The organism is Luteolibacter sp. (assembly GCF_058122085.1).
On sequence record NZ_JBIKBQ010000056.1, the window covers coordinates 1 to 25550 of the forward strand.

Genomic DNA, 25550 nt, shown 5'->3' on the forward strand with positions numbered 1-25550 from the left:
CGTCCGATGGCATCGTCAGGATCGATCAATCGAACGCGCACATGCTCAAGGACATGCTGTTCGGACATTGCCGGGACGCGGTAGCGGGATGTGGCCATGCGCGAGTTGTGCCCGAAGGCGCAGAACACGTGCAGTAATTTGGCTCAATCAGCTGAAAACCAGATTTTTGCCGATTTTTAAAAATCCGCCGTGGGCGGATGCACATTTCCTCAATCGGCTCTCGACGGGAATGAGGGAATGCCATGGTGAAAAAATCCAGGCTTGCGGATCCGGAGGCTATGCTTGTTAGCCGGGACCCTTAGGGTGGGGTTGCGGCTGGGTGAATTTCTCCTCGCGCAGGACCTGAACGGGGAGAAGATAGAGAATCGTCGCGAAGTGCGGAAAGTAGGCGTTCGCGACGTGCTCGCTGATGGCATCGGCGAGGTCGCTGTCAACGATGGCTTCAAGCTTGATGTTCTCGCCTTCCCACTGGCTGGCCCGCAGGCCGTGGTGGCCCTCGCCGCGGACGGTGCAGATCGTGTAGCCGCGGACGCCGAGCTTTTTCAGGTCAGCGATGAGGCGGCTTTCAAGTTCGTCCTCGGCGATGATGGTGAGCAGGATCAAGTTGGTGGTTTTCATGGATCAGGCGTTGAAAAGGAGCTTGGCGAAGGCGTGGTAGAGCGGGATGCCGAGCACGATGTTGAAGGGGAAGGTGATCGCGAGCGAGGAGGTGAGGTAAAGCGCGGGGCTCGCCTGGGGAAGGGCGATGCGCACCGCGGCGGGCGCGGCGATGTAGGAGGCGCTGGCCGCGAGGGTGGCGAGAACCGTGGTGCCTCCGAGACCCAGGCCGCACCATTTGCCGACCACGGCGCCCAACAAACCATGAAGGACCGGCATGATCAGGGCGAAGGCGACGAGTCTCCAACCGGCGGTCTTCATGTCATGCAGGCGGCGGCCGGTGACCAGTCCGACTTCCAGCAGGAAGAGGGTGAGAACTCCCTTGAACGGGGCGTCGAAGAGCGGCGCCACCTGTTCGAAGCCCTTTTTCCCGCAGAGCAGACCGATGGCGAGGCCGCCCAACAGGAGAAGGATGCCCTTGCCGGTGAGCAGGTCGTGAAGGAGTTTTTTCATGTCGCCGGGTCGGGATGTCCCGCTGCGGCTGGTTTTCATCGCGAGGAAGATTGCCACGATGATGGCCGGAGCCTCCATCACGGCGAGCAGCGCGGGCACGAAACCCTCGACCGGAACCTTGCCAATTTCGAGGAAGGCGAGCACCGCGCTGAAGGTCACCGCCGAGACCGATCCATAATGCGCCGCGATCGCGCCGGCGTTGGCCGCGTCCAACCGGCACGCGGATTTCAGCAGGAAGAAGCACCAGATGGGAATCACCGCGCTGAGAGCGATGGCGGCGAGCAGCGGGCCGCCGACCACGCTGAAGCTCATGCCATCGAGCTTCATTCCGCCCTTGAGACCGATGGCGAAAAGCAGATAGATCGTCAGCGCGGTGTAGAGCTCGTCCGGGAAGCGGAGGTCGCTCTTGACGAGGGTGGCGAAGAGTCCGAGCGCGAACGCGAGGACCATCGGTGATAGCAGACTGTTGGAAAGGGATTGGAGGAGCTCCATGAAAACGGGGTGGGATCAGGCTTGGTTGTAGTTTGAGGTGGTCAGGAAGGCGTTGATTGTCACAAGCAGTCCGAGATTTCCTCGTCGTAGATTTCGGGCATCTCAGGGTGTGTTTTGAGTCAGTTTCGTTCGAAGGAGGGTGAGCTGGGACTTCAGGGCGGTCAATTGCCGATCGAGCTCGGTCACGTCGGCCAGGACGCTGCCTTTCTCGGCAACGCCGCGCCTGGCCTCGTTGTATTCATCCAGCTCGGCGTGCATTTCCTCCATGCTGTTCATGATGATGCCGATGAAGAGGTTGAGCATGATCATCGTGCCAAGCAGGATGAAGCTGATGAAATAGACCGAGGCGACGGCGGGGGCCGAGCCTTGCGCGCTGACGAACAGGAATTTCCAATCGTCGAGGGTGATCGTCTGGAAGAGCGTCAGGAAAGCCCGTGACAGGCCGCCGAAGTGCTCCTTGTCGTGACCTCCGAAGAGATGCACACCGGCGATGGCGTAGATGTAGAACATGATTCCAAGCAGCAGGCTTACATAACCCATGGAGCTGAAGCTCTTGATCAGCGCGCCGACCAGCAGCTGGAGCTTGGGTAGGGCGGAAACAAGACGCAACAGTCGCAGCGTCCGGCCGAGGCGCAGCACCACGGCGAACTGCGAATCCATCGGCAGCAGGCAGAGCACGATGACGGTGAAATCAAAGACGTTCCAGCCATCGCGGAAGTAGTCCCAGGGCCGCGGGCAGCGTGATGTTAGCTTTAAAACCGCTTCAACGATGAAGATACCCAGCACGATGGCATCGAGCGCCCGCAGTGTGGGGCCGTGGGTGGACACCATGCCGGCGTCGGTCTCGATCCCCGCGAGTACGCCGGCTATCAGGATCGTCAGAATGACCAGACGCTGGAACCAGGAAGCATCGACGATACGCTTCGTGGTTTCCGGGAAATCACTGAACTTGGGAATTGGCATTCTACGTGAAATGAGAGTGGCGGTATCAGACCGGTGTGCCGCCACGGACCAGCGAAAGGATCGCGGCGGTATCGAGCGTCCTGGCCCGCTCTTGGATTTCCGGCAGGTAACGGGTGTGGAGCTCGCGGGCCTGGCTTTGCAAGGGCCCGATGAGCTTCTTCAGATCCGGGGCCGCGAGATTGCGACCGCCCGCATAGTAACTCTGCGCCATGTGCCCGATGGCATACGTCGAGGCGAATGACACAGCAGACCCTGCAACTTGGTCAGCCACCTTGCCGACGGTCTTCCCCCCGAGTTTGCGGCCGAACCTGCCCACCAGCTTGCGTGCGAAGCCCTCCACCATTTGGGAACCGAGCCCGATGCCAGCGGTGGCGAGGAACTCCTTGATATTGCTTCGATCAAGCTCCACCCCGTGGGACTTCCCAATCCGATACACCATCTTCATTTGCATGGGAATGATGACAACCGTTGCCAAGGTTTGGGGCAACAATTCGAGAGCGCCAGCAACGATCGCGTATTTGAGAATCATGCTGCCACTATCAGCAGTGGTGACCGCCTCCGGCAGCGGCGTGCCAAGTGGCGCGAGGGCGGCGGAATCCACCTCCGCGTCCACAGCGCTTGACTCGCCTTCCGAAAGGGCCAGACGGCGGCGCAATTCCGCGAGAAACTCCCCTTCCTCGGCGGAAATCGAGCCGCCGACTTCGCAAATCGCCCGCGCCATTTCGTAAGCAAGCATCCGGTCCTGGTTGGTGCCGAGACCTTTGCCCGCCTCCTCGATGGAGAGTTTCCCCATCAGGATCCTGCGCGAGAGAGCGGCCAGGTTGTCCGCGTCCATTTCTTCGGCGTAGCGGGCGATTTCCTGGCGCTCGGCATCAGATTGCTCGCCATTCGAGTAGGCGGCGTGGAGGCAGATTGCCAGCAGTGAGTCATGAGTGGTGATCGGGTTCATGGTGATATAGTTAGATATGGTCAAGCCGGCTTCTCATCTTCTTTGTTGGGGATCAGGACGGACATCACCGTTGCCGCGGCGAGCGTGCCGAGCACGATGACCAGCGAAACAAGCGGATCGATCTTGATGCTCTTGAACTCACTGGCACTGAGGCCGAAATCGTTGAAATACGGCGGCGCGGCGAGTAACAGCAGCTTGATGCCGATGAAGGCGAGAATCAGGATCAAGGCAGGCTTGAGGAAGCGGAATTTCGCGATCAGGGCGGCCAGGCAGAAGTACAGGGCGCGCAAGCCGAGGATCGCGAAAATGTTACTGGTAAAGACGATGAAAGGATCCGGAGTGATCGCAAAGATCGCGGGAATCGAGTCAACCGCAAACACAAGGTCCGTGATCTCGACCATGATCAGCGCGAGGAAAAGCGGAGTGATGGCCCAACGCGCGGAGAGAGTGCCCGGTGCCGCAGGGGCGTAAGTGTCCTTACCTGTTTTCGGATCCTTGATAGAAGTAGGGGCCACCGTGCGGCGGGTGAAGAACTTCTGGCCGTCATAGAAACTCACCGTGCGGAAGAATCGCTTTGCAAGTCTCACGACGGGATTGTTTCCCGGGTCGCTGTGGCTGGTGATGAGCGCCATCTTGACGGCCGTGAAGATCAGGAACAAACCGAAGACGATAAGGATCCAAGTGTAGCGCATGATCAGCTCCCCACCGAGGAAGATCATCCCTCCGCGCATGATGAGCGCGCCGATGATTCCCCAGAAGAGCACGCGATGCTGGTATTTCGCCGGGATCGCGAAGTAGCCGAAGATCATCGCGATGACGAAGATGTTATCCATCGCCAGAGACTTCTCGACGATGTATCCGGTCAGATATTGGATCGCCGCCGTGGCTCCGGTGACTTCTCCCAGCACGATCGCCCCTCCCGCATAAACCGGGGTTTCCAATCCCAGACCCAGCCAGTGATGCTGATAAGCGTAATAAATGAAGCCGGTGAAAGAGACTCCGCAAGCGAGCCAGATGCAGGACCAGGTGATGGATTCCTTCATGCTGACTTCATGGGCCTCCCGATGGAAAACACCGAGATCGAGGGCGAGGAATACCATCACCAACCCGATGAAGCCGATGTAGGCCCACATTTTCATGCTGGCGGGATCGGCGGTGGTGGCGAGTAGTGAGAGAATGGTCATTTGGTTTCAGGGGCAGAGTATATGGAGCGGTATCGGGGTCAATGGTGCTGGCTACCGGCAGGACGGCGGCGCGTCAGATCAATGGCGGGAGCTCTCTCACGGCGGTGCGAGCGCTTGACTTTGCGGTGGCCGATCTTGCCGGCGATCCGCTCGAAGGCTTTGAGGATCGCCGCGCGAAGCGTGTGGTCCGAGGATTTCACAATGACGTCCGGTCCGGGAGTCACGAGGTGAAAGGACGCGCTGAACGGCGGACTGTCGGTGAGGCTGCGCTCGAGACGGACGCGGGCCTCGTCGATTTGAAGATCGGGCAGCAGCGATTTCAGCTCGTTTTCGATCATCTCGACGATGGACTTGGACGGAGCGTGGTTGCGGTGGCTGAGGGTCAGTTTCATGGTTGGTGGGGTTGACGGGCAAACCCTGCCCTACGCTTTTAAATTTGCATAATACGAAAACTCACACTAAACGTTCCAGAAAATGGAAACGTCAGCCGCAACCGGATTTCTCAATTACCACCATCTCCGCTACTTCTGGACCGTGGCGACGGAGGGCAGCCTGAAGCGGGCTTCGGAGAAACTGAGGGTCTCGCAGCCGTCGATGTGCACGCAGATCAAACTGCTGGAGGCGAGTCTGGGAGAGACGCTGTTCCGGCCCAGCGGGCGCTCGCTGGAGCTGACGGAATTCGGCCAGGTGATCTACGGCTACGCGGAGGAAATCTTCACCCTCGGCGGCGAGATCCTGCGCGCCACCAAACAGGCGCCGGGCGTGCGGGCGCTGCGCCTGCATGTCGGCATCGTGGACTCATTTCCGAAGTTGATGAGCTACGACATCCTGCGCCCGGTGCTGGAGCACCAACCTCCGGTGCAGCTCACCTGCCACGAGGGGAAACTCGCGGACCTCGTCTCCCAGCTCAACACCCACCGGATCGATGTGGTGCTCTCCGACGAGCCCGCCTCGCCGGGAATCGCGGGCAGGGTTTTCAATCACCCGCTAGGAACTTCCGAGATCACGTTCTGCGCGATGCCGGGCCTGGCCAAAAAGCTCAAGGGCCGCTTCCCGCGCAATCTCGACGGCGCGCCGGCGCTGCTGCCGACCCAGAACTGCAGCCTCCGCCGCGATCTGGAAAACTGGTTCAGCAGCGCAGGCGTGCAACCGCGGGTGGTGGCGGAGTTCGAGGACGCGGCGCTGACGAAAATCGTGGCGACCAGCGGGCATGGGTTCATCGCGGTGCCCACGGTGGTGGCGTCCGAAGCGGTGGAAAGATACGGCTTTGTGCCGATCGGCCGGACGAAGGAAGTCGTCAGCCGGTTTTATGCGATCACCGCCGAGCGACGTTTCACCCATCCGGCGATTCTGGCCATGACGGAGAAACTGCGCCCCGCTAGAAAGAAACGAACCCCGAAGGCATGATCCAACGACTCCCCTTCCATCACCCTGCGACTGACGCCGATGTCCGCCGGCTGCGCTTCTTGCTGCGCGCCGCGCTCGCGGGTGTCGGCTTTCATCCGACCGCAAGGATCGCCGTCCTCAACCTCGCCTGCGGCCGGGCCGACGAGACGGGAGCCCTCCTCGCCGCGCTCGCTCCGGCGGAAATCAGCTGCTATCTCGGCATTGATCTTCGCCCGGACGCCATCTCCGAGGCTGCCCGAAGATGGACGCTGCCTGGTGGCCTCATCGAGTTCCGCTGCGGCGACGCTTCCACCATCAACCGGATGAAACAGCTTCCCGAGTTCGACTTCATTTTTATCCGCCATCAGAACTACTGGGACGATCCGGCCACGTGGGACCGACTTCTATCAAACGCTCTCGCCGCGCTCGCCCCCGCCGGACTTCTGGCTTGCACGTCGTATTTCGACCGCGAGCACGATCTCCTCAAGGCCGCCCTCAAAACCCGCGGCGCGGAAATCGTCTGGGACGCGCGTCACCTGGCGTCCCGCCCGCTCCACGACGCCTGCGGGAAATCAGTCGACCGACATCTCGCGCTTTTCAAAAGCCGATCCTCGCAAGACGCGGAGCCGGCTGATTGATCTGCGGAAATGCGGTCCGGGGATCTGATTTCAAGCGATGGTTTCGGCGGGGGATTTTTGTAAAAGTCATTTGCATATCGGCGCGTCCCGGGCGTGTGTTTCATGCCATGAAAACTTCATCATTCTTCCGATGGATCGCATTTTCCGCGCTGGCTGTCGGCGCGGTTGCCAGCACCAGCTGCATGACGACTTACGATGAATACGGCCGACCGGTGCAGTCCGTGGACCCGGGCGCGGCCGTGGCGGGTGCCGCCGCCGCGGGAATCATCGGCTACGCTCTGGCGAACGACAATGACGACCACCACCATCACCACCACGGCTATTATCGGGGCGGGCGGCATTACAGCGGGGGGTATTATGGCGGGCACCACGGTGGCTACCGGCGGTATTGAAATTTCACCAATTCCTGTTGAATAGCCGCAAGGGCCCCGCGTCTATTGCTGCATGAAAAGCAAAACTCCGCTCTTTCGATTGACCGTGTTGTCCGCGCTGCTCGCCCTGATCGGCTCCAGTGTCAGCTGCATGACGACTTATGATTCCTATGGCCGGCCGGTGCAGTCGGTGGATCCAGCGGTCGCGATCGCGGGTGTCGCCGCCGCGGGCCTGATCGGATACGCCGCGTCGAATAACAACGATCACCATCATGGCGGCCACTACCGCGGCGGGTATTACGGCGGTGGCGGATACTATCGTGATGGCTGCTATTGAGCCGCGCGCGGGACGGGATCGACATTTCGGAAACGGCCGGTCAAGTTGCGCGGCAACTTCCTGATCCACCATGCCAGCCACCGCGAGCCGCCTTTCCGTTTTCACCGAATCCGTCATCCGCGGCACCACCCGGCTGGCCAACCAACACGGCGCGATCAATCTGGCGCAGGGGTTTCCCGACTTCGAACCGCCGGAGGAATTGCTAGCCGCGCTCGAACGAGCGACCCGCGGGCCGCACCACCAATACACGGTGACCTGGGGCGCGCCGAAATTCCGCGAGGCGCTGGCCCGGAAAATCCAGCGCTTCACCGGGCTGCCGATCGATCCGGACCAGAACCTCGTCGTCACCTGCGGCAGCACCGAGGCGATGATGGTCGCCATGATGACCGCCTGCAATCCGGGCGACAAGGTGATCATCTTCTCGCCGTTTTATGAAAACTACGCGGCGGACGCGATCCTGTCAGGAGCCGAGCCTATCTACGTGCCGCTGCGGCCGCCGGGCTTCGGTTATGATCCCGAGGAACTCGCGCGGGCCTTCGCGCAGAAGCCGAAAGCGATCGTGGTTTGCAATCCCTCGAACCCGACGGGCAAGGTTTTCACCCGCGACGAGTTGATGGAAATCCTGCGTCTGGCCGAGGAGCACGACGCTTTCGTGATCACGGACGAGCCATACGAGCACATCGTTTTCGCGCCGCACGAGCATGTGTATTTCGCGGCGCTGCCGGGCGCTTTCGAGCGGACCATCACTTGCAACTCGCTCTCGAAAACCTACTCGATCACCGGCTGGCGGCTCGGCTACGTGCAGGCCGCCCCGGCGGTCATCGCGCAGGCGCGGAAGGTGCATGACTTCCTAACCGTCGGCGCGGCGGCACCCTTGCAGGAAGCCGCGATCGCCGGGCTCGAACTGCCGGACAGTTACTACACCGGGCTGCGCGATCTCTACACGGAGAAGCGCGATCTGTTCCTCGGGCTGCTGCGCCAGACCGGCCTGCCCTTCACCGAGCCGCAGGGCGCTTACTATGTGATGCTGGATATTTCCTCGCTCGGCTTCACGACGGATACCGAGGCATCCGAGTGGCTGATACGCGACATCGGCGTGGCGGGAGTGGCGGGTTCGAGCTTTTTCCGGGAACCGGTGAACCATCTCATTCGCTTCCACTTCGCGAAGAACGCGGCCACGCTGCAAGCCGCGGGCGAGCGCCTGCTCCGCTTGCGTTAGGAAAGCGGGAGCACCCCGGCGAAAATGCCTGCGATTCCCGCTTTTCCAATCCACGAGATTCCGCAAGGCTGCGCGCGCGATGCCAGCCATTGAAAACACCTACGCTTTGATTCTCGCAGGAGGTTCAGGAACCCGTTTCTGGCCCTTGAGCCGGAATTCCCGGCCGAAGCAGCTTCTCGATCTTTTCGGAACCGGCACGCTCCTCGAGCAAACGATCCGCCGCCTCGACGGGCTGGTTCCTTTTGAAAACATCCTGATCCTCACCAACGAGCTGCAACTCGACGCCGTCCGCGCCATCGCCACCATGCTGCCGGCGGAAAACATTTTCGCCGAGCCCGCCAAACGCGACACCGCGCCTGCCGTCGCGCTCGGCATCGGCCTCGTCGCCGCCCGCAATCCCGACGCGGTGATGATGGTGCTGCCTTCCGACCAGCTGATCCAGGACACCGCCGCCTATCACTCGGTCATGCGCGACGCCCTCGCCACCGCGGAAACTTCCGACGGCCTCGTCACCATCGGCATCCGCCCGACCTGGGCCTGCCCGTCCTACGGCTACATCGAGCGCGGCGGGCCTGCTAACATCACTGGCCTGGCGTGCGAACATCCGCCCTTCGAAGTGACGCGTTTCCGCGAAAAACCCGACGCCGAACTCGCCGCGCAATTCCTCGCCCAAGGCGGTTTTTCCTGGAACGCAGGGATGTTCGTCTGGTCGCTTCCCACCGTGATCCGGCAGCTCGCCGCCCACGCGCCCGAGCTCGCGGGATTCGTCTCCGAACTCACCAGCTCGCCTGACATCCACGCCACGGTGGCCGCGCGATTTCCCGCACTCACGCCGATCTCCATCGACTACGCGCTCATGGAAACCGCCGACCGCGTGCTCAACATCGAGGCGACTTTCGACTGGGACGACGTCGGCTCCTGGCTTTCCATCGCCAAGTATCTCGAAAAATACGGCGAGGAAAACCGCGCCAACGAGCCGATCACCCAACTCGACTCGCAAAACAACATCGTCTTCAACGCGCTGCCCGGCACCCGCATCGCCCTGCTAGGCGTGGACGACCTCATCATCGTCCAAACCCCGGACGCCCTGCTCATCGCCAACCGCCACCAGGCGGATGCGATCAAGAAACTTTCCGACATCCTTCCCGTCGAGCTCCTCTGAACGCGCGAAATTCCAACTCCCCTCACCCGGCGCTCGGCATCGATCATGGTGACGCGCGGATCGGCGTCGCCGCCACCGACGATTTCGGCATCCTCGCGCATCCCGTCGAGACCATCGACCAGAGCAAGGGCGACGCCATCGAGCGGATCGCCCGGCTGGCGGAAATCCGCCAGATCCACACGCTCGTCGTCGGCCTGCCGGTCCGCATGGATGGCAGCGAGGGAAGCTCCGCCGCCAAGGTCCGCGCCTTCGCCGACCGGCTGCGCGACCGCCTCCCCACCCTCCCCCTCGTCTTCGTGGACGAAACGCTAACGACCTCCACCGCCGCCGCCAAACTCCGAGAAGCCGGACGCAACGCCCGCCAGCAAAAGGCCGTCATCGACCAAGCTGCCGCCGTGGAAATCCTGAATTTATGGATGGGAGGGATCGGATAGATGCGACTCAAGGTTACCATCGCCTACGACGGGCGCCCTTATAACGGTTGGCAATCGCAGGTTGGCGGGAACACGGTGCAGGACATCATCCAGTGCGCCTTGGAGGAAGTGGCGAAACAACCGCTGCGGCTACACGGCTCGGGCCGCACGGATACCGGCGTGCACGCCCTCGCGCAGATCGCCCATTTCGACGCGCCGCCGGGGACTTCCATGAACCCGTTCAACTGGGTGCCCGCGCTCAATTGCAAGCTGCCCGCCACCATCCGGATCATGGCTTGCGAGGAGGTCCCGCCGGATTTCCACAGCCGCTTCTCCGCCATCGGGAAGATCTATCATTTCGACCTCTGCACCGATCCCGTCCTGCCGCCGCTCAAGGCCGGCACCGCCTGGCACATCCCGCGCCAGCTCGACGCGGACGTCCTGTGGGACGCGCTCGCGCTTTACATCGGCCGCCACGACTTCCACGCCTTCGCCGCCTACCGCGGCAATGAAACGCCGGACATCGACTGGTGCCGGACGATCGAGTCGGTGGAGCTGACGACTTTGCAGGACGGCTATCAGATCTCCTACAAGGGAGACGGTTTCCTCTACAAAATGGTCCGCCTCCTCACTGGCGGCGCGGTCCACGCCGCGCAAGGGCGCATCAGCCTAGACGATCTGGCCGCGTTGCTCGACCAACCGCCCGGCCTGCCGCTCGGGAAATCCCCGCTCTGCGCCCCGTCCGACGGGCTGTTCCTGCAACAGGTAATCTATCCGTAATCTCCGGGACCGCGGCTCTTGTCACAGAAACGGATTGCCCGCGCGCTCCTCGCCTAGGGTGGTGGCCGGTCCGTGGCCGGGAAGCAGGATGGTGGAATCAGGCAGCGGAGCAAGGACTTGCCTCAGGTTCCGCAGGGCTTTCTGGTAGATGGCTGGCGAGCCGCAGCCGCCGATGGAACCGGCGAAGAGCGCGTCGCCGGTGACGAGGACCGGGCGGGCGAGGCCGTCGATGTGATAGCCGAGCGCCGGGTCGGCGTGGCCGGATAGATCGCAAGCGCGGACGGTGAGCCGGCCGCAGCGGATGGAGTCGCCGGGGCGCATGGACCGGGCGTTTTCGATTTGATCGCCGTGAACGACGTTGCCTCTCGCGACGAGCGCGGGAATTCCGCCGACGTGGTCGCGGTGGCCGTGGGTGACGAAAACATGGCCGTTAGCTGGCGCGCCGACCGCATCGAGCGCGACCGCGCATGAGTCGGAATCAACGCCGGTGTCGAAAAGGATCGCCGTGTCATCCATCCAGACGAGCCATGCGTTCACCCGTTCCTCGCCGAAGGGCAGGTCGAGTCGGTGGATGCCCGGCAGGGCGAGCGGTTCCGGCAGGTAGCCGGGATGATTGACAAGCGCTGCGGTTTGCAAATCCAACACCGGCGCGAGGCGGCGGGCGGTTTCCTCCGAGAAATCCCCTGCCGCGAAGGCGAGGACGCGGTCTTCCGGCAGGCCCGCCTGCCGCGCGGCATCGACCGGCGTGAGTCCGTGGCCGCGCAGCGCCTTGCGGATGACCCAAGTGTAATCGTCTTCAAGCATGGCGGCTTACCTCATTCGGTAGTAACTGTCGGAATTGTAGAGGAAATAGACGTCCTGCGGATTGAGGCGGGGTAGCCAGACGAACGGCTTGCCGGAAGTGTCGATCTCCTCGGCCAGCGCGGCGGGCTGGGTGGCCTTGGCGGGTTCGACGGAGTCCGGGTTTTTGGTGAACGAGGTTTCGTCGATGCCGTTGACGATGTGGTTGACCCACTTCAGCTCCTTGGCCTGCTCGCCGAATTCGCTCCAGTCGCCGCTGGACGACCTGGCATACATCTTCTTGATCAACTCGTCCGTGGTGACCCCCATTTTGTTAGCGATAGGCGTGCCGAGGCGCGCCCACCAGCGCTGGCTTTCCTCGTGGAACTCGCGCTGCTGGGTGAGGTTGAGCTGGGCCGTGACCACGGAGCTGATCTGGTGGTGGAGGATGACCGCATTCGGATAGGCATAAGACTCCTTGGCGAGCGTGGTGATGGCGGCGGCCATCGACGCGGCGAAGGATTTCACGACGACGTGTACCGGCGCGTCGCTCGATTCCATGGCTTTGAGAATCCGATAGCCAGCCATCACGGAGCCGCCGGGCGAGGCGTCGATGACGATGAAGATAGGCAGCTCGCGATCCTTGTTGTTCCAATACTGGATGCGGCTGGTGATGAAGTCGGCGGTGGCGGTGGTGATCAGGCCGTTGAGCGGAATCCGGCGGTCGGAGACGACGAGGGTGCCGTTTTCCTTCAGCGGGTTCTTGAGGAAGACCGGCTTGGCATCGGCGAATCTGGCACGCTTCTCGGCGGTTTCGATTTGGGCGATGTCGTTCTGGAGACGGGTGATTTCGAGGGCGGCTTCGGTCTGAACGATCTTCAGGTCGTTCGCGAGTTTCTCGGCGCGGGCTTTGGAGAGCTCGCCTTCGCGGGTGATTTTTTCTTTCTCCGCATCCATCTTGGAGAGTTCCTGCTGGAGAGCCGCCTGGCGTTTGGCGGTTTCCATGGCGAGTTTCTCGGTCATCAACTCCCGCTCCAACTTGAGGCGGGTGACTTCGGCGCGCATGACGCTGGTCGCCTGGATGAGGCGCTCGGCTTCAAGTTTGTTCTCGGTGGCGAGGGCTTCCTGCTCGGTGCGTTTCGCTTCGAGCGCGGGGTTCGCCGGAGTGGCGGCTTCGGCGGGAACTGCGGGTGGCGCTTCTTTCGCGGGAAGCAGGGCGGTCGTCAGGGCGAAACCGATCAGGGCCGCGTGGGTTGGGAATGTTTTCATGAGTCGGTTCTAAAACGCTGCGACGGCGCAGCTTTGTTCGGGAAATTTCAGGACTTCCGGGCTTTGGCGCGGACCCCGATGAAGACGATGATCCCGGCAAACGCGAGGAAGATGGCGGCGGCGATGCCAAGCGTGGTGAACAAGCGGCTGCTGGCCGAGTCCACCTGCGCGTCGGTGATCTTGTCAGCCGGGATCTCACCCGGAATTCTCGTTAGCACGACTTTCCCGTCGGCGACTCCCACGCGGGTGAGCTTGGCCATCGCCGGACCGATCACCGGATCGACGAGATAGCGCTCGGTGATTCGATAGGGCGACATTTGGCCGATGAATTCCGGAGCGACTTTCTTGCCGGGAACCTCGATGGCGTCGAGGCTGAGGACGACCTCGTGTTTGAGCAATTGCGGGCGGGCAACGAGCGTGCCGTTGAGGAAGCGGGAGTCGGAGGCGATCCAGCCGGGTTCGCCGTCACGGGCGAGCCGGGGCTTGCCGTTGAGTGGAAACGAAATAGCGACGCGCAGGTTTTCGCCCGCGATGGCGGTGACGCGGAAGGTGCCGCGGAGCTCCTTGAAGGGCTCGTAGGCGGCGATGGCGAGATTCAGATCCTCGGCGGTTAGGGCGAGCGTGGCTTGGGAGTCGCCGGCGAGTTGCTGGCGGAACGCCTCCACCCGTTCGGCAAGATGGTTGAGGGCGGCTTCCTGGTTTTCGAGCGGCGAGACTTCCACCGCGACGGGTTTTTCCGCGGTGAACTTGGCAATCTCGTTGAACTGCCGGAACAAGGTGAGGACCGAGAATCCGATCAGGAAAACCATCACCGCGAGTGCGGCGATGAGGATGGCGCAACCCGCGAAAGGCGAGCGGGCGCTGGCATCATTGCGAGGCGTGTTCTGGGACATCGGACGGGATTGGATAGAATCAGGGGGCTTTGTTTTCCGGCTCTTCAACTGGGGGAGGAGTCTCGTCGATGGCGGGGAGCTCGTCGCTGAAATGCGGATCCTTGGGAGGATACTCGTCGTGCCAACCGTCGTCGCCCTCCTCATGCGCGTGATGATCCGTTGGATGATATTCATCGTGCCAACTGTGGTCTTCGGCGGGGTCCGGGGTGACCGCTTCCGCGCGCATTTTTTCCTCGCGGGCAATCTGGCGTTCCATACTTTCCCGGGCTTCCTGCTCCTCCTTGATGCGGTTTTTCTTGCTGTCGAAATAGGCGAGCCAGATGCAGATTTCGTAGAGAATGATCATCGGCGCGGCCATCAGGCAGAGAGTCATCGCGTCCGGCGTCGGAGTGAGGACGGCGGCGGTGACGAAGATGCCGACGATGGCATAAGAGCGGGTCCGGGACATCGTTTCATAGCTGAGCAGTCCGAGTTTCACGAAGACCATCACCACCACCGGCAGCTCGAAGGACGCGCCGAAGAGCAGGGTGAACTGCGTGGCGAAGGAGATGTACTCGCCGATCCGCCAGTCGTTTGAAATCCCCATGTTGCCGCTCCACTCCGCGAAGAACAACAGGGCCCGCGGCAGCACCATGTAGTAGGCGAAGGCCGCGCCCGTCAGGAACAAGCCGAAGCCGACTGCCATCGCCGGCCAGAGGACGCGCTTCTCATTGCTGTGCAGTCCGGGCAGGACGAATTGCAGGATGAACAATAACAGCAGCGGAAACGAAACGACGATGCCCGCGACGAACGACAGTTTCATCGACAGCATGAAGCCCTCGGTGGGCCGGAGCGCGGACATCATCCGCAGGTTGCCCTGGGCGTCGCTGTCGGTGTTCGGCTTGGTCCGGAGGAGGGCTTTGACCTGGAGCTTGAGCTCGTCGGATCCGCCAAGCGAGTTGACGAAGGCATCGCGCTTTTCCTCGGGCAGGGCGTTGGCGGCGCGGAGCAGGCTGATGGATTCGGCTTGGAACGAGAGGTCGTCGTCGCCGAGGGATCGGTAGAAAACCTCGCGCTGCTCGGGCGTGAGATTCATCGCCGCGTGTTCGACCTTGCTGGCTTTTCCCCAGCTTTCCACGGTCAGCGGGCGGGGGGCGTCATCCGGCAGCGTGGCCTTGAGCTGGGTGACCAGCACCTGGTCCACCGGCTGCCGGAAGAACTCCATCAGGTTCTTGTTGAAGGCGAAGCAGACGATCATCGAGATGACCAAGGTGATCACGACCCGGGTGACCATCACGCGCAAGTCCTCCAGATGCTCGAGAAACGGCTTTTCGTGGTCCGGGTGGGAATTCTCCCGGAGCTGGATGACTTTTTTCAGCAGATACATTGCTTGTAGGGGCGGGATTCAAGCCGCGCTTTCCCCGCACCGCAAGGGCAGATGTTTTTCACCGGGCAATTCTGGCGTTGCGGTCCGCGCGCGCGTGTCCCACCCTATCGTGCCGCCGCCAAGCCCCCGCAATTGACACCATGTTCCAGCCCGACTCCGTGATTCCTGATTTCCCGATCCTCGATCAAGCGATCGGCGGACGCCCGCTCGTCTATCTGGACAACGCCGCCACCACGCAGAAGCCGATGGCGGTGCTGCTGGCGTCCCGGCACTATTACGAGGCGATGAACGCCAACATCCACCGTGGCACCCACCACTTGGCCCGGCTCGCCACGGAGACCTTTGAAAAAGCCCGCCAAACCGTCGCCAACCACCTCAATGCGGCGAGCTCGGACGAGGTGATTTTCACCTCCGGCACCACCGACGGCATCAATCTCGTAGCCAACATCCTCGGCCTCTCCGGCCGGATCAAGCCGGGCGACGAGGTGCTCATTTCCGCGCTGGAGCACCATTCCAACATCGTCCCGTGGCAGATGCTCTGCGAGCGCAGCGGCGCGATTCTCAAGGTCATTCCTTGTTTTGACGACGGCACGCTCGATCAGGCCGCCTTCCTTTCCCTGCTCAACGAGCGCACGAAAATCCTCTCGCTCACCTGGATTTCCAACTCCTTCGGCACCGTCAATCCGGTCGCGGAAATGGCCGCCGCCGCGAAAAAAGCCGGCGCGCTCGTCATGCTCGACGCCGCCCAGGCCGTCGCCCACGTGCGGATCGACGTGCAGGCGCTCGACATCGATTTCCTCGCGTTTTCCGGCCACAAGGTTTACGCACCGACCGGCACCGGCGCCCTGTGGGGCCGTGCGAAAATCCTCAACGCGCTGCCGCCCTGGCGTGGCGGCGGCGAAATGATCAAGGAGGTCACCTTCGAGAAAACCACCTACAACGACCTCCCCTTCAAATACGAGGCCGGCACGCCGAACATCGAGGGCGCCATCGCCCTCGGTGCCGCCATCGACTTCGTCAACGGCATCGGCCTGGGCGCGATTCAGAAACACGAGGAGGCTCTCATCCGTTCCGCCGCCGACGCGCTCGCCTCGATTCCCGGGATTCGTTTCTTCGGCCCGGCCGACCGCGCGGGCGCGCTCTCCTTCAATGTCGCAGGCATCCACCACTACGATCTCGGCACGCTGATGGACCAAATGGGCGTCGCCGTCCGGACCGGCCACCATTGCTGCCAACCGCTGATGGCGCGCTTCGGCATGACCGGCACCGTGCGCGCGTCGTTCGCTTTGTATAACACGCAGAAGGACGTCGAAGCGCTCGCCGAAGCCACCCGCAAGGCCGTCTCGATGCTGAGTTGAAAATCAAAACCACCGCCCGCATGAACATCGTCCTCGGAATTTCCGGCTCCATCGCCGCCTACAAATCAGCGGATCTCGCGTCGCAGTTGGTCAAGCTCGGCCATGAAGTCCACCTCGTGATGACCCACTCGGCCACCGAGTTCATCACGCCGCTTACGCTCCAGACGCTCACCCGCCAGCCGGTGCTCGTCTCGCTGGAAGACGAGAAACAATCGTGGAAACCCGGCCACATCGAACTCGCCGACCGCGCCGATCTGTTCGTCGTCGCCCCGGCCAGCGCGAACACGCTCGGGAATTTCGCCAACGGCCTCGCGCCCGATCCCCTCACCTCGATCTATCTCGCCCTGCCGCGCGCCACGCCGGTTCTGATCGCCCCGGCCATGAACGGGAAAATGTGGCTGCACCCCGCGACCCAGCGCAACATCGCCCAACTCGCGGTGGACGGCTGCCATTTCGTCGGCCCCGCCGAGGGCGACCTCGCCTGCGGCTACGAAGGCATCGGCCGGCTCGCTCCGGTGGAGGAGATTCTGGCGAAGATTCACTCTCTTCGTAAGTAGTCCCGGCTTCAGCCCAATGCCTTTAAGGATTGGGGCCGTGGTTGCGAAAAAACAAGGCGAAGAGCCCCAAGGAGCGGCGGAATGCGTCCGCCGATGACCATGAGGAGCCAATGAGGTGAGCAAAGCGCTTTACATTGGCACTACATGGTCAGGGCGAACACGTTTCGCCCCTCCTTGTGCCAAGCACTCGTAGCCAATCCTTAAAGGCATTGGGCTTCAGCCGGTCTGAGGCGGAAAGTATCCATGTGATGATCTTGGTCATGCTCTTTTGGGGATTCTTCAAGCGAACTTTCTATTTCGTTCCGTCGGAGGGTGGGTGATACCGGGCGGGTTTGGCGAGGAATTTCTGACGGGGATTTTTGCAACCCTTATTTTACCAGTCATTTAGGGAAGAAGTCACCGATGCTTGATTTCCTCGGTGACTGAACGGGAAAGCCTGGCTTTGGAGGGCATTCCGGTTAGCGGTTCGTTCCTCAAAGCATCGGTTACCATCACAGGTGGTTGAATGCTTGCGGAGCCGTTTGATCCGGCGGCGTTCACGCTTGCTGCGGGCGAGGCCGGTGGGGAGTTCCTGGGAGAGGGAATGAAGTGTCACCGGCGTGGGCCCCGGCCCCCGATTGGAGGAAGGCTGGCGGGGCGGACGGAATGGTGTCTGCTAGCGATCGCCGCGGTTCTCGCCCCGCTGCTGGCACTCGGCACGCCGCGGACACCGGAGCCACCGGATCTCGGGCGTGGTCCGGAGGTTTTCACGTTCAACGGCCTGGTCTTGCCGCTGCATTTTCTGCCGCCGACCGAGGCGGAAACCGCGTTCGCGAAAAGTTTTCCCGGCACGCTTTCCAGCCACTGCTGGGGGACCGACCAGGTGATTCTCCGGCGGGTGAATCAGGCGACGCGGCGCTTGCATCCGTCCGGCGATTGCCTGCGCGCGGCGGGATTTGAAACGACCGAGGCGATCACCGTGCGGCTGGCCGACGGCAGCCGCTGGGCGAGGTTTTCCGCGACGCGCGACGGCCTTCGTCGGACCGTGTATGAACGGATCACCAGCAGCCGCGACGGCTCGACTTGGACCGATGTGTCCGCATGGTATTGGGCGGCGCTGTGGCACCCGCTGAACGGCCCGTGGCAGGCGGAAACGGTCATCGGGGAATGAGAAAATTTTGTGCTTAGCCGCAGGCGGCGCATGCGCTACATCCGGGGCATGGATGAACTGACACGCGATCACGGACCACAGCCGCTCGACAGCCTGATGGACCGCTGGAATTTGACCAATCATGAATTGGTGGAGGTTTCCGAAGAACAACTGAACCACAAGCAGGTGCAGAAGGCGCGCAAGGGCCGGAAGCTCACGCTGAACTTGATGCAAAAGCTGATGCGGGCCGTCAACGAGGCGGTTCTGCACAAGCTGCCGAAGGAGCAGAAAGCGGCTTTCGTGCCTTATTTGCACAAGCATTTGTTCAATTACGCCAAGGGCTATGACGCCGCCTGGGTGGACCCTAACGAAGAGTTGATGCCGAAGTGAGCGCGCCGCAATGGACCATCGCCGGACAAGGTCTCGCGGGGACTTGTCTTGCTTGGTCGCTGTGGCGGCGCGGCGCGGAATTCATGATGGTGGACCGCGGCGCGGGCGGCAGCTCGCGGGTCGCGGCGGGGATGGTGAATCCGTTGACCGGGAAGAACTTCGAGCCGAGCTGGCGGATCGCGGAGTTTCTGCCGGAGGCGCTGGAGTTTTACGCGGACGTGGAGAAGCGGATCGGGCGGCAAGTCTGGTATCCGTTTCCGGTGTTGCGACTGGCGGGATCGGAGAAGGAATGGCGCAAGATGGTCTCGAAACTGGATTCGCCGGACGTCGCACCGTGGGTTGTGGGGGAGGTTGCCGCGCCGGACGGCTGGGTCGGCGCGGTGGAAGTGCGCGGCGGCGGGAGGCTGGACACGCGGGCGTTCATGGACGGTTCGCGCGGGTTTCTTGAAGAGCTCGGCTGTTACCGGCAAGGCGAGGTTTCCCTTTCGGAAAGCAGCCGGAGCGTGATTTGGTGCGAGGGCGCGGCGGGCTTGATGGCGGGACGCTGCGGTCCGCACCGCTGCGCGAAGGGCGAGATTCTAACGCTGCGGGCGGAGGGCTGGGACGAGACCCGCATCCGCATCGGCGCGGGCGGCTGGATGGTGCCGCAGGGCGGGGGAGTTTTCAAAGTTGGCTCGACCTACGAGTGGGACGAGCTCGACGAACTGCCGACTGATAGAGGGCGGGCGCGGGTGGAGGAAATTGCGAGTCGCCTCGGCAGTGAGACCTTCGAAGTGATCGCCCACGAGGCCGGAGTGCGGCCGATTTTGCGCCGCAGTCAGCCATTGATCGGCCCGCTCGACGACGGCGGCTGGATGTTCAATGCGCTGGGTTCGAAGGGCTCGCTCTACGCGCCGGGCATGGCGGGGCGGCTCGCGCGCTGGCTGGTGGATGGCGTCGAAGCCGAGCCGGAAGTGGACTTCCGGGTGTTCCGCGAACAAACTCGCCGCGATGAATCCCGCTGATCCGCTGTTTCCCCCGCGCCCGACGGCTTTGGCGCAGGAAATCCTGCGGCCGCTGATCCGGCCGGGCGATCTTGTCATCGACGCGACGGCGGGCAACGGCCATGACACGGCTTTTCTAGCGGAATGCGTCGGTCCTGATGGAGGGGTGCTCGCCTTCGACGTGCAGGAAGCCGCGCTTGTCGCCGCGAGGGCGCGGGTGGGGGACGTCGCGTGGGTGGAGTTTTTGCATGAGTCCCACGGGAACATGAACGCGCATGCCGCGGACGGATCGGTGGCGGCGGTGATGTTCAATCTCGGCTATCTGCCGGGGGAAGACCACGAACTGACGACGGAGGCCGCGGAGACATTGTCCGCATTGGAAATCGCGGCGCGCCTGCTGGAATCCGGCGGGGCGCTTTCCGTCATCTGTTATCCGGGGCATCCGGCGGGTGCCGCGGAGGCGGCTGCGGTGGAGGCGTGGATGACCGCGCTGGCTGCCGGCGGCTGGAGAGTGGCGAAATACGGAGCCGTCGGGACGCGCCGGCCCGCGCCGTTTTTGCTGGTGGCGGGGAAGCTGTGAATCCGGAATGTGTTCCGACTGTCTCAGTCGGAAGCGGAGCCCCGGAAAATCCGGCTGAGACAGCCGGGACACGTTATTCCGCGGCGGGCTTGGCCTCGGCGAGAAGGGCTTCCGCGGTGAGCTCCACGAACGAGCCGGGCGCACCGGCGTAGTGGATTTTCCGCTCGCCATCGAGGACGTAAGCGAGCGGCCAGGAGCCGACGCGGTATTCCTTGGCGAGCTTGTTTTCGGGGTCGGAGAAGTTGGCCCAGGTGACGGTGTTGTCGGCCTGCAGGCTGCGGAGTTTGGCGGCGGGGTCGTTGTTCACGCCGATCACGACGAGGGGCCGGCCCTTGAATTTCGCTTCCGTGGCGGCGGTGATTTCAATGACGCGCCGTGCATCGGCAAGGTTGCTGTTCCAGAAGAGCAGGATGACGACCTTGCCCTTGTTCGCTGAGAGGGAAAGCGGGCGCATGGCGGAATCCTCGCCGACGAGGTCGGGGGCGACGCGGCCTTTGGAGAGGAAGCGGATGATGTAGAGCTCGTCCTCGGCGAGCTTGGCGACGTTGACGCCGCCGAGTTCGACATCGGAACTCTGGATGATGGCCTTGCGCAGGAAGGTGAGGCGCTTGCGCATGATCTCGCCGTCGTCGCCGAGGGTTTTGAGCTGCAAGGCGGCTCCGAGAGCGGCGACGCCCTGGGTCTTCGAATCCTGGCTGCCAGACTGGATTTTTTCAAGCAGGGCGAGCGAGCGGGGGGCGGGGCTGGAGGCCAGCGCGACGCAGACGGGGATGAGTTTGAGGCTGTTGAGGTGGCGGGTTTCGACGGCTTTGCGGATGGCTTCGTTTTCCTTGGTGAAGATGGCGGTCGGGACGCCGGCTTCGTTGTTAGCGAACAGGCCGGGGGTGATTTGGAGGAACCAGGCGGCGGGCTCGAGCGTCCATTCCTGGTCGAGTGACTGGCCGATGCCGGCCCACATTTGTTTGGCGAAGGCGACGGCGTCGGGACGGCTGTTCCACGCCTTGGTCTGCTCGGCCGGAGTCGCGGCAATCCGTGTTTCCAAGGCCCACTTCTCCATCGCGAGCTGGTAGGTTTTCTGGATCCGCTGGGCGTCGGCCGGGGTGGCGGTGGCGGTGGCGTGGGGCAATGCCAGCAGGAATGACAGGATGATGAGGCGGCTAAGGAGGTGCATGATGGGAAACTATACTCCGGCGGTGGTTGCAGGGAATCAGAAAAGACGGGGTCAGGCGATGGCCGCCGCGGCAGCCTCGCGCGCCCAGAGGTCCGCCGCAACGACGGACTCGAGGCTGGCGGAAGGTTGGACCGGGTGGGCGTCCATGACGGCGGCGACACATTCCCAGATGCCGGGGAAGGGAATCTTTCCGGCGCGGAAGGCCTCGACGGCGACTTCGTTGGCGGCGTTGTAAACGGCGGGCAGGGTGCCGCCGGCGAGACCGGCGCGGCGGGCGAGATCGAGCGCCGGGAAATCCGCGCCGCGCGGGGCTTCGAATTCCAATTTCGCGAGCGCGGGGAAATCGAGCGGGCGGAGGCCGCCTTTGACGCGCCGCGGCCAGGTGAGCGCGTATTGGATGGGAAAGCACATGTCGGTCCGGCTGAGCTGGGCGAGCACCGAGCCGTCGGTGAACTCGACCATCGAGTGGATGATGCTCTGCGGGTGGACGACCACGTCGATGCGCTCCATGCCGATGCCGAACAACCAGCGGGCCTCGATCATTTCGAGGCCTTTGTTGAAAAGGGTGGCGGAGTCGATGGTGATTTTCGGCCCCATTTCCCAGGTCGGGTGCTTGAGGGCCTGGGCGAGGGTGACGTGGCGGATTTGATCGGACGGCAGGGTCCGGAACGGGCCGCCGGATGCGGTTAGGATGAGCCGGGTGACTTCGGCCTCGCCGCCGCGGTGGCCGTCGAGGCACTGGAAAATGGCGTTGTGCTCGCTATCGACGGGGAGGAGTTTGACGCCGCGCTTTGCGGCGGCGGCGGTGATGATTTCGCCGGCCATGACGAGGATTTCCTTGGAGGCGATGGCGAGGTCCTTGCCCGCCTCGATGGCGGCGAGCGCGGGGTGGAGTCCGGCGGTGCCGACGATGGCGATGAGCACGATGTCGGCCTCCGCGAGGGTTGCGAGCTCTAGCAGCCCTTCCGCGCCGAGGTGGATTTTCACATCGGAGGGGAGCAGCGCGCGGAGGGCGGATTCCTTGTTGGCGTCGTAAATGGCGACGTGGCGGACGCCGGTTTCGCGGGCTTGGGCGGCGAGTTTTTCGATGTTGCCGGACGCGGCGAGGGCGATGATTTCGATCTCACCGGGCAGCTCGCGGGCGACCTTGAGGGTCGAGCAGCCGATGGAGCCGGTAGATCCTAGCAGGACGACGCGGCGTTTGCGGGGCCGGGCGTTCATGCGGCGGGGAGAAGGACCCATTTCAGGTAGAAATAGAGCGCGGGCGCGGTGAAGCAGATGCTGTCGATGAGGTCGAGCGAGCCGCCGATGCCGGGAAGCATCCTGCCGGAGTCCTTGGCGTGGATGGCGCGCTTGACCACGCTTTCCGCCAGATCGCCGATGACGGCGAGGATGGAGAGGATGAATCCGAGGGCGACGACGTGGCCCCAGTGTTGGAGGATCCCGAGCTGCTTCGGAAACAGCAGGTAGAGGCCGCAGGCGGCGATCTGTGAGAAGAGCAGCGCCCCGCCGAAGCCCTCCCAGGTTTTTGCGGGGCTGACGTGGGGGATCATCTTGTGGCGACCGACCATCGAGCCGGTGATGTAGGCTCCCATGTCGGTGAACTTGGTGACGGCGAGCAGCCAGAGCAGCAGGAACGCGCCGGAGTTGCTGACGAGGCCGGGGACGGCGTCGGTGTCGGGGACGAGAAAGGTGATGCGGGCGGCGAAGTTGAAAAGGAAGGCGATGTAAACGAATCCTAGCAGGTTGGCGGCCACGGCGAGCAGCGACTCGATGCCGCGGATCGGGTAGCGGAGTTGGAGGGTGAAGGCGCCGGCGATGGCGATGAAGACGGCGAGGTCGTCGATGTCCTGTGGGATCGATTCGCCGCCCTGCCAGAAAAACCAGGAGAGCCCGCCGCAGTAAACGGCGGCGAGCAGGATGCCGAAGCGGGGGAAGCACATCACGGCGGCGGCGCGGAGCATTTTGAAATACTCGACGGTGGCGATCATGGCGAGGGCGCTGATGAGGCCGAGCACGGCCCAGGATCTGCCGCTGACGAAGATGGCCGTGACGAGTCCCCACAGAAACAGGGTGCTGGCGCTGCGGCGGGCGAAGACGAGCGCTTTCGACTGGGTGGGAGGCTGCGGGTTGTCTGCCATTTTCAGGGGAATCCAAGACGGCTCCGGCGGGCGTGGCAACTCATTCATCAAATGTCGCGCAACCTTTTTTCGGAGCCGTGGTTTGATGGTCGATCGAGACAACCAACGAGTCTCCACAATTCAACCGAAAACCAACAATGAAAGCGACCACACTGATCACCATGGGTGCCCTCATCGGGACCTGCACGTTTGCGACAGCCGAAGACAAGCCAAAGCGCCCGGATGGACCGAAGCGCGAAATCCCCGCCGAAATGCTCGAAAAATTCGACACGGACAAGGACGGCAAGCTGTCTCCTGACGAGAGGAAGGCGATACACGAGGAGATGAAGGCGAAAATGGAAGAGCGCAAAGCGAAGATGCTCGAGAAGTATGACACGGATAAAAGCGGCGACCTTTCCGATACGGAAAAAGAGGCGATGAAAGCCGACATGCAAGCCCGTCACAAGGCGTTGCTTGAAAAATACGACGCCGACAAGGACGGCAAGTTGAGCCGCGAAGAGGTCAAGGCCGCTCGCGACGCCGGCGAAGAGCTTCCTCCAATGGGCCCTGGACCGGGTGGACCAGGTGGCAAGCGCGGCCCCGGTGGTCCGGGCGGCCCCGGCGGCAAGCGCGGCCCCGGCGGTCCAGGCGGTCCGCCGCCGGCTCCGGAAGTCGAGTGATCCGCGACGGATCGGTATGATTCAACGCCGCAGGCTGGTTTCACCGGCCTGCGGTTTTTCGTTTTCAAAGGTCCTGCTCGATGGCTTTGAGCGTCAGGAAAAGCTCCTGCCAGCGCTTGAGGCGCGGCTCGATGGCTTGCTTCTCATTCACGAGGTGCGTCCTAACGGCGTTGAGGGAGGACGCGTAGTCCCGGAAGACGATGCGGAGGGCTTCCTCGTAGTCCGAGCGCAGCGTGCTGGCAAACCCGCCGCAGGTGTCTAGCAGCCGATTCTGGAACTCGGCGATGATGGACCTGCAGGTCACCCACGCGGTGAGGACGCCGCCGCAGAGGAACAGCGCGGCGAGGCTGCAGAAAACCAGCGGCAGCCACCGGATGCCGAGCGCGCCGCAGGTGGCGCCGGCGGCGGTGAGCAGCAGCGTCATGAAGGCGAAGGACTTGAGCGCGAGGTTGCGGCGGCGGAGGTCCTTGTCGAGCTGGTTGCGGACTTTAAGGTTGCCGATGCCCTGGCGTGCGGCGCGGCCAAGGCGCTGGACGAAGCGCGTTTTCGCGGCGTCGAGAGTGGCGTCGAGGGAATCGGCGTTGCCGAGATCCACGCCCATCGCCTCCTTCACCCGCTCGCCGAGTTCGTTCCAATGGCTGCGGCAGAATTCGACGACCTCGGCACCGTCCTTTTCCGCGACCGCTTCGACGGTGGCTTGCAGGCGCTCGACGAAAATCGCTTCGATCGCGGGGCCGGTGCGGTCACCGACGAAGAGCCGGAAAAACGAGGGGATCGCGCCGAGCCGCCGCCGGAGACGCTTGGAAATCCACACGGCTTCGGTTTCGAAAACCTCGGCGACTCCTGCCAGATGGCGCGGCAGGCGGATGACGAAGCGCTCGCGGATGTCGTCGATTTCGCGCTCGACGGTGTCGAGGAAACGGCCGTGGCAGTTGAGCGCGTGGTTCTGGTTTTCGACGTGGTCTTCCACCGCGCGGAGGGCGGCGGCGGCTTGGCCGCGCCAGGTTTCGATGGCGTTTTGGCGGCGGGGGGATTCGCAGACGTTTTCCGTAATAAAGCTTTCCAGCTCGGGATAGCCGCTGGCTTTGAGGAGTCCGGCGGCGACGGGCGTGGCGCGCTTGGCCTCGCAGGCGAGCTTGCCGGAGACGGCGAAAATCGGCGGCACGCGGCCGATGCGTTTCATCGACAGGTCCGCCATGTGGCCGAGGATCACGCTGATGTCGACGGGCTCGCGCAGGTCTGCCTGTTGGATGATGAAAACCACCTGTTT

29 protein-coding genes are annotated in these 25550 nt (G+C 63.0%); 15 read left to right on the forward strand and 14 right to left on the reverse strand.

Features of this window, described 5'->3' with window-relative positions; all coding sequences use genetic code 11:
- Positions 1–285: 285 nt before the first annotated feature.
- From AC4DF4_RS09950 to AC4DF4_RS09975, 6 genes are all read right to left on the reverse strand, one after another.
- Complete coding sequence (locus tag AC4DF4_RS09950) at positions 286–618, reverse strand: P-II family nitrogen regulator (protein ID WP_490047973.1); 333 nt, start codon at positions 616–618, stop codon at positions 286–288.
- 3 nt (positions 619–621) lie between these two features.
- Positions 622–1602, reverse strand: coding sequence for a sodium-dependent bicarbonate transport family permease (locus AC4DF4_RS09955; protein ID WP_490047974.1), 981 nt, complete (start codon positions 1600–1602; stop codon positions 622–624).
- A gap of 102 nt (positions 1603–1704) precedes the next feature.
- A complete protein-coding gene (locus AC4DF4_RS09960) occupies positions 1705–2565 on the reverse strand; it encodes an ion transporter (RefSeq protein ID WP_490047975.1) in 861 nt (286 codons plus the stop codon).
- 25 nt (positions 2566–2590) lie between these two features.
- Positions 2591–3514, reverse strand: a complete 924-nt coding sequence (locus AC4DF4_RS09965) for a GTPase (RefSeq protein WP_490047976.1) — start codon at positions 3512–3514, stop codon at positions 2591–2593.
- 20 nt (positions 3515–3534) lie between these two features.
- Positions 3535–4698, reverse strand: coding sequence for a TerC family protein (locus AC4DF4_RS09970; RefSeq protein WP_490047977.1), 1164 nt, complete (start codon positions 4696–4698; stop codon positions 3535–3537).
- A gap of 38 nt (positions 4699–4736) precedes the next feature.
- On the reverse strand, positions 4737–5090 hold the full coding sequence (locus AC4DF4_RS09975) for an HPF/RaiA family ribosome-associated protein (RefSeq protein WP_490047978.1): 354 nt from the start codon (positions 5088–5090) through the stop codon (positions 4737–4739).
- A gap of 82 nt (positions 5091–5172) precedes the next feature.
- Between AC4DF4_RS09975 and AC4DF4_RS09980 the strand changes: the two genes are divergently transcribed.
- The 8 genes from AC4DF4_RS09980 to truA all read left to right on the forward strand — a co-directional run bounded on the left by AC4DF4_RS09980 (position 5173) and on the right by truA (position 11004).
- Complete coding sequence (locus tag AC4DF4_RS09980) at positions 5173–6105, forward strand: LysR family transcriptional regulator (protein ID WP_490047979.1); 933 nt, start codon at positions 5173–5175, stop codon at positions 6103–6105.
- Positions 6102–6722 carry a methyltransferase domain-containing protein gene (locus tag AC4DF4_RS09985; RefSeq protein WP_490047980.1) on the forward strand — a complete coding sequence of 207 codons (621 nt, stop codon included), beginning with the start codon at positions 6102–6104 and terminating at the stop codon, positions 6720–6722. The genes AC4DF4_RS09980 and AC4DF4_RS09985 overlap by 4 nt, the downstream gene beginning before the upstream one ends.
- A gap of 107 nt (positions 6723–6829) precedes the next feature.
- Entirely contained in the window at positions 6830–7114 is a 285-nt protein-coding gene (locus AC4DF4_RS09990; protein ID WP_490047981.1) for a hypothetical protein, read from the forward strand.
- Between the two features lie 52 nt (positions 7115–7166).
- Positions 7167–7430 carry a hypothetical protein gene (locus tag AC4DF4_RS09995; RefSeq protein WP_490047982.1) on the forward strand — a complete coding sequence of 88 codons (264 nt, stop codon included), beginning with the start codon at positions 7167–7169 and terminating at the stop codon, positions 7428–7430.
- A 70-nt stretch (positions 7431–7500) separates the two neighbouring features.
- Positions 7501–8649: a pyridoxal phosphate-dependent aminotransferase gene (locus AC4DF4_RS10000; RefSeq protein WP_490047983.1), complete on the forward strand. Its 1149-nt coding sequence runs from the start codon at positions 7501–7503 to the stop codon at positions 8647–8649.
- Positions 8650–8728: 79 nt separating this feature from the next.
- Entirely contained in the window at positions 8729–9811 is a 1083-nt protein-coding gene (locus tag AC4DF4_RS10005) for a mannose-1-phosphate guanylyltransferase (protein WP_490047984.1), read from the forward strand.
- An 89-nt stretch (positions 9812–9900) separates the two neighbouring features.
- Positions 9901–10245 carry a Holliday junction resolvase RuvX gene (gene ruvX / locus AC4DF4_RS10010; RefSeq protein WP_490048001.1) on the forward strand — a complete coding sequence of 115 codons (345 nt, stop codon included), beginning with the start codon at positions 9901–9903 and terminating at the stop codon, positions 10243–10245.
- Positions 10246–11004: a tRNA pseudouridine(38-40) synthase TruA gene (truA, locus tag AC4DF4_RS10015; RefSeq protein ID WP_490047985.1), complete on the forward strand. Its 759-nt coding sequence runs from the start codon at positions 10246–10248 to the stop codon at positions 11002–11004.
- A gap of 21 nt (positions 11005–11025) precedes the next feature.
- Here truA and AC4DF4_RS10020 read toward each other — a convergent pair whose 3' ends face one another.
- From AC4DF4_RS10020 to tatC, 4 genes are read right to left on the reverse strand one after another with little or no spacing between them, the layout of a single operon-like run.
- Positions 11026–11808 (reverse strand): MBL fold metallo-hydrolase, encoded by a 783-nt coding sequence (locus AC4DF4_RS10020; RefSeq protein ID WP_490047986.1) that lies wholly within the window; start codon positions 11806–11808, stop codon positions 11026–11028.
- 6 nt (positions 11809–11814) lie between these two features.
- Positions 11815–13053, reverse strand: a complete 1239-nt coding sequence (locus AC4DF4_RS10025; RefSeq protein ID WP_490047987.1) for an ATP-dependent Clp protease proteolytic subunit — start codon at positions 13051–13053, stop codon at positions 11815–11817.
- Between the two features lie 47 nt (positions 13054–13100).
- Complete coding sequence (locus AC4DF4_RS10030; RefSeq protein ID WP_490047988.1) at positions 13101–13946, reverse strand: hypothetical protein; 846 nt, start codon at positions 13944–13946, stop codon at positions 13101–13103.
- A 19-nt stretch (positions 13947–13965) separates the two neighbouring features.
- Positions 13966–15312, reverse strand: a complete 1347-nt coding sequence (tatC, locus tag AC4DF4_RS10035) for a twin-arginine translocase subunit TatC (RefSeq protein ID WP_490047989.1) — start codon at positions 15310–15312, stop codon at positions 13966–13968.
- 140 nt (positions 15313–15452) lie between these two features.
- On the opposite strand from tatC, the gene AC4DF4_RS10040 reads away from it, so the two are divergent.
- The 6 genes from AC4DF4_RS10040 (at position 15453) to mnmM (ending at position 20309) form a co-directional block, all read left to right on the forward strand.
- Positions 15453–16670: an aminotransferase class V-fold PLP-dependent enzyme gene (locus tag AC4DF4_RS10040; RefSeq protein WP_490047990.1), complete on the forward strand. Its 1218-nt coding sequence runs from the start codon at positions 15453–15455 to the stop codon at positions 16668–16670.
- Between the two features lie 20 nt (positions 16671–16690).
- Positions 16691–17227, forward strand: a complete 537-nt coding sequence (locus tag AC4DF4_RS10045; protein ID WP_490047991.1) for a flavoprotein — start codon at positions 16691–16693, stop codon at positions 17225–17227.
- Positions 17228–17732: 505 nt separating this feature from the next.
- Positions 17733–18377 (forward strand): hypothetical protein, encoded by a 645-nt coding sequence (locus AC4DF4_RS10050; protein WP_490047992.1) that lies wholly within the window; start codon positions 17733–17735, stop codon positions 18375–18377.
- 48 nt (positions 18378–18425) lie between these two features.
- Positions 18426–18746, forward strand: a complete 321-nt coding sequence (locus AC4DF4_RS10055; protein WP_490047993.1) for a hypothetical protein — start codon at positions 18426–18428, stop codon at positions 18744–18746.
- Positions 18743–19750 carry an NAD(P)/FAD-dependent oxidoreductase gene (locus AC4DF4_RS10060; protein WP_490047994.1) on the forward strand — a complete coding sequence of 336 codons (1008 nt, stop codon included), beginning with the start codon at positions 18743–18745 and terminating at the stop codon, positions 19748–19750. The genes AC4DF4_RS10055 and AC4DF4_RS10060 overlap by 4 nt, the downstream gene beginning before the upstream one ends.
- Positions 19737–20309 (forward strand): tRNA 5-(aminomethyl)-2-thiouridylate-methyltransferase MnmM, encoded by a 573-nt coding sequence (gene mnmM, locus AC4DF4_RS10065; RefSeq protein ID WP_490047995.1) that lies wholly within the window; start codon positions 19737–19739, stop codon positions 20307–20309. Before AC4DF4_RS10060 ends, mnmM begins: the two co-directional genes overlap by 14 nt.
- Before the next feature lie 73 nt (positions 20310–20382).
- On the opposite strand, the gene AC4DF4_RS10070 is transcribed toward mnmM, so the two are convergent.
- The 3 genes from AC4DF4_RS10070 to AC4DF4_RS10080 are packed head-to-tail and all read right to left on the reverse strand — an operon-like array spanning position 20383 to position 23621.
- Positions 20383–21480 (reverse strand): peroxiredoxin family protein, encoded by a 1098-nt coding sequence (locus AC4DF4_RS10070; protein ID WP_490047996.1) that lies wholly within the window; start codon positions 21478–21480, stop codon positions 20383–20385.
- Between the two features lie 51 nt (positions 21481–21531).
- A complete protein-coding gene (dxr, locus tag AC4DF4_RS10075) occupies positions 21532–22701 on the reverse strand; it encodes a 1-deoxy-D-xylulose-5-phosphate reductoisomerase (RefSeq protein WP_490047997.1) in 1170 nt (389 codons plus the stop codon).
- Complete coding sequence (locus tag AC4DF4_RS10080; RefSeq protein WP_490047998.1) at positions 22698–23621, reverse strand: phosphatidate cytidylyltransferase; 924 nt, start codon at positions 23619–23621, stop codon at positions 22698–22700. Before AC4DF4_RS10080 ends, dxr begins: the two co-directional genes overlap by 4 nt.
- Positions 23622–23758: 137 nt before the next feature.
- Between AC4DF4_RS10080 and AC4DF4_RS10085 the strand changes: the two genes are divergently transcribed.
- Entirely contained in the window at positions 23759–24280 is a 522-nt protein-coding gene (locus tag AC4DF4_RS10085) for an EF-hand domain-containing protein (RefSeq protein WP_490047999.1), read from the forward strand.
- A gap of 64 nt (positions 24281–24344) precedes the next feature.
- Here the strand turns inward: AC4DF4_RS10085 and AC4DF4_RS10090 are convergent.
- Positions 24345–25550: P-loop NTPase family protein (locus AC4DF4_RS10090; RefSeq protein WP_490048000.1), on the reverse strand; the 1206-nt coding region annotated here is incomplete at its 5' end.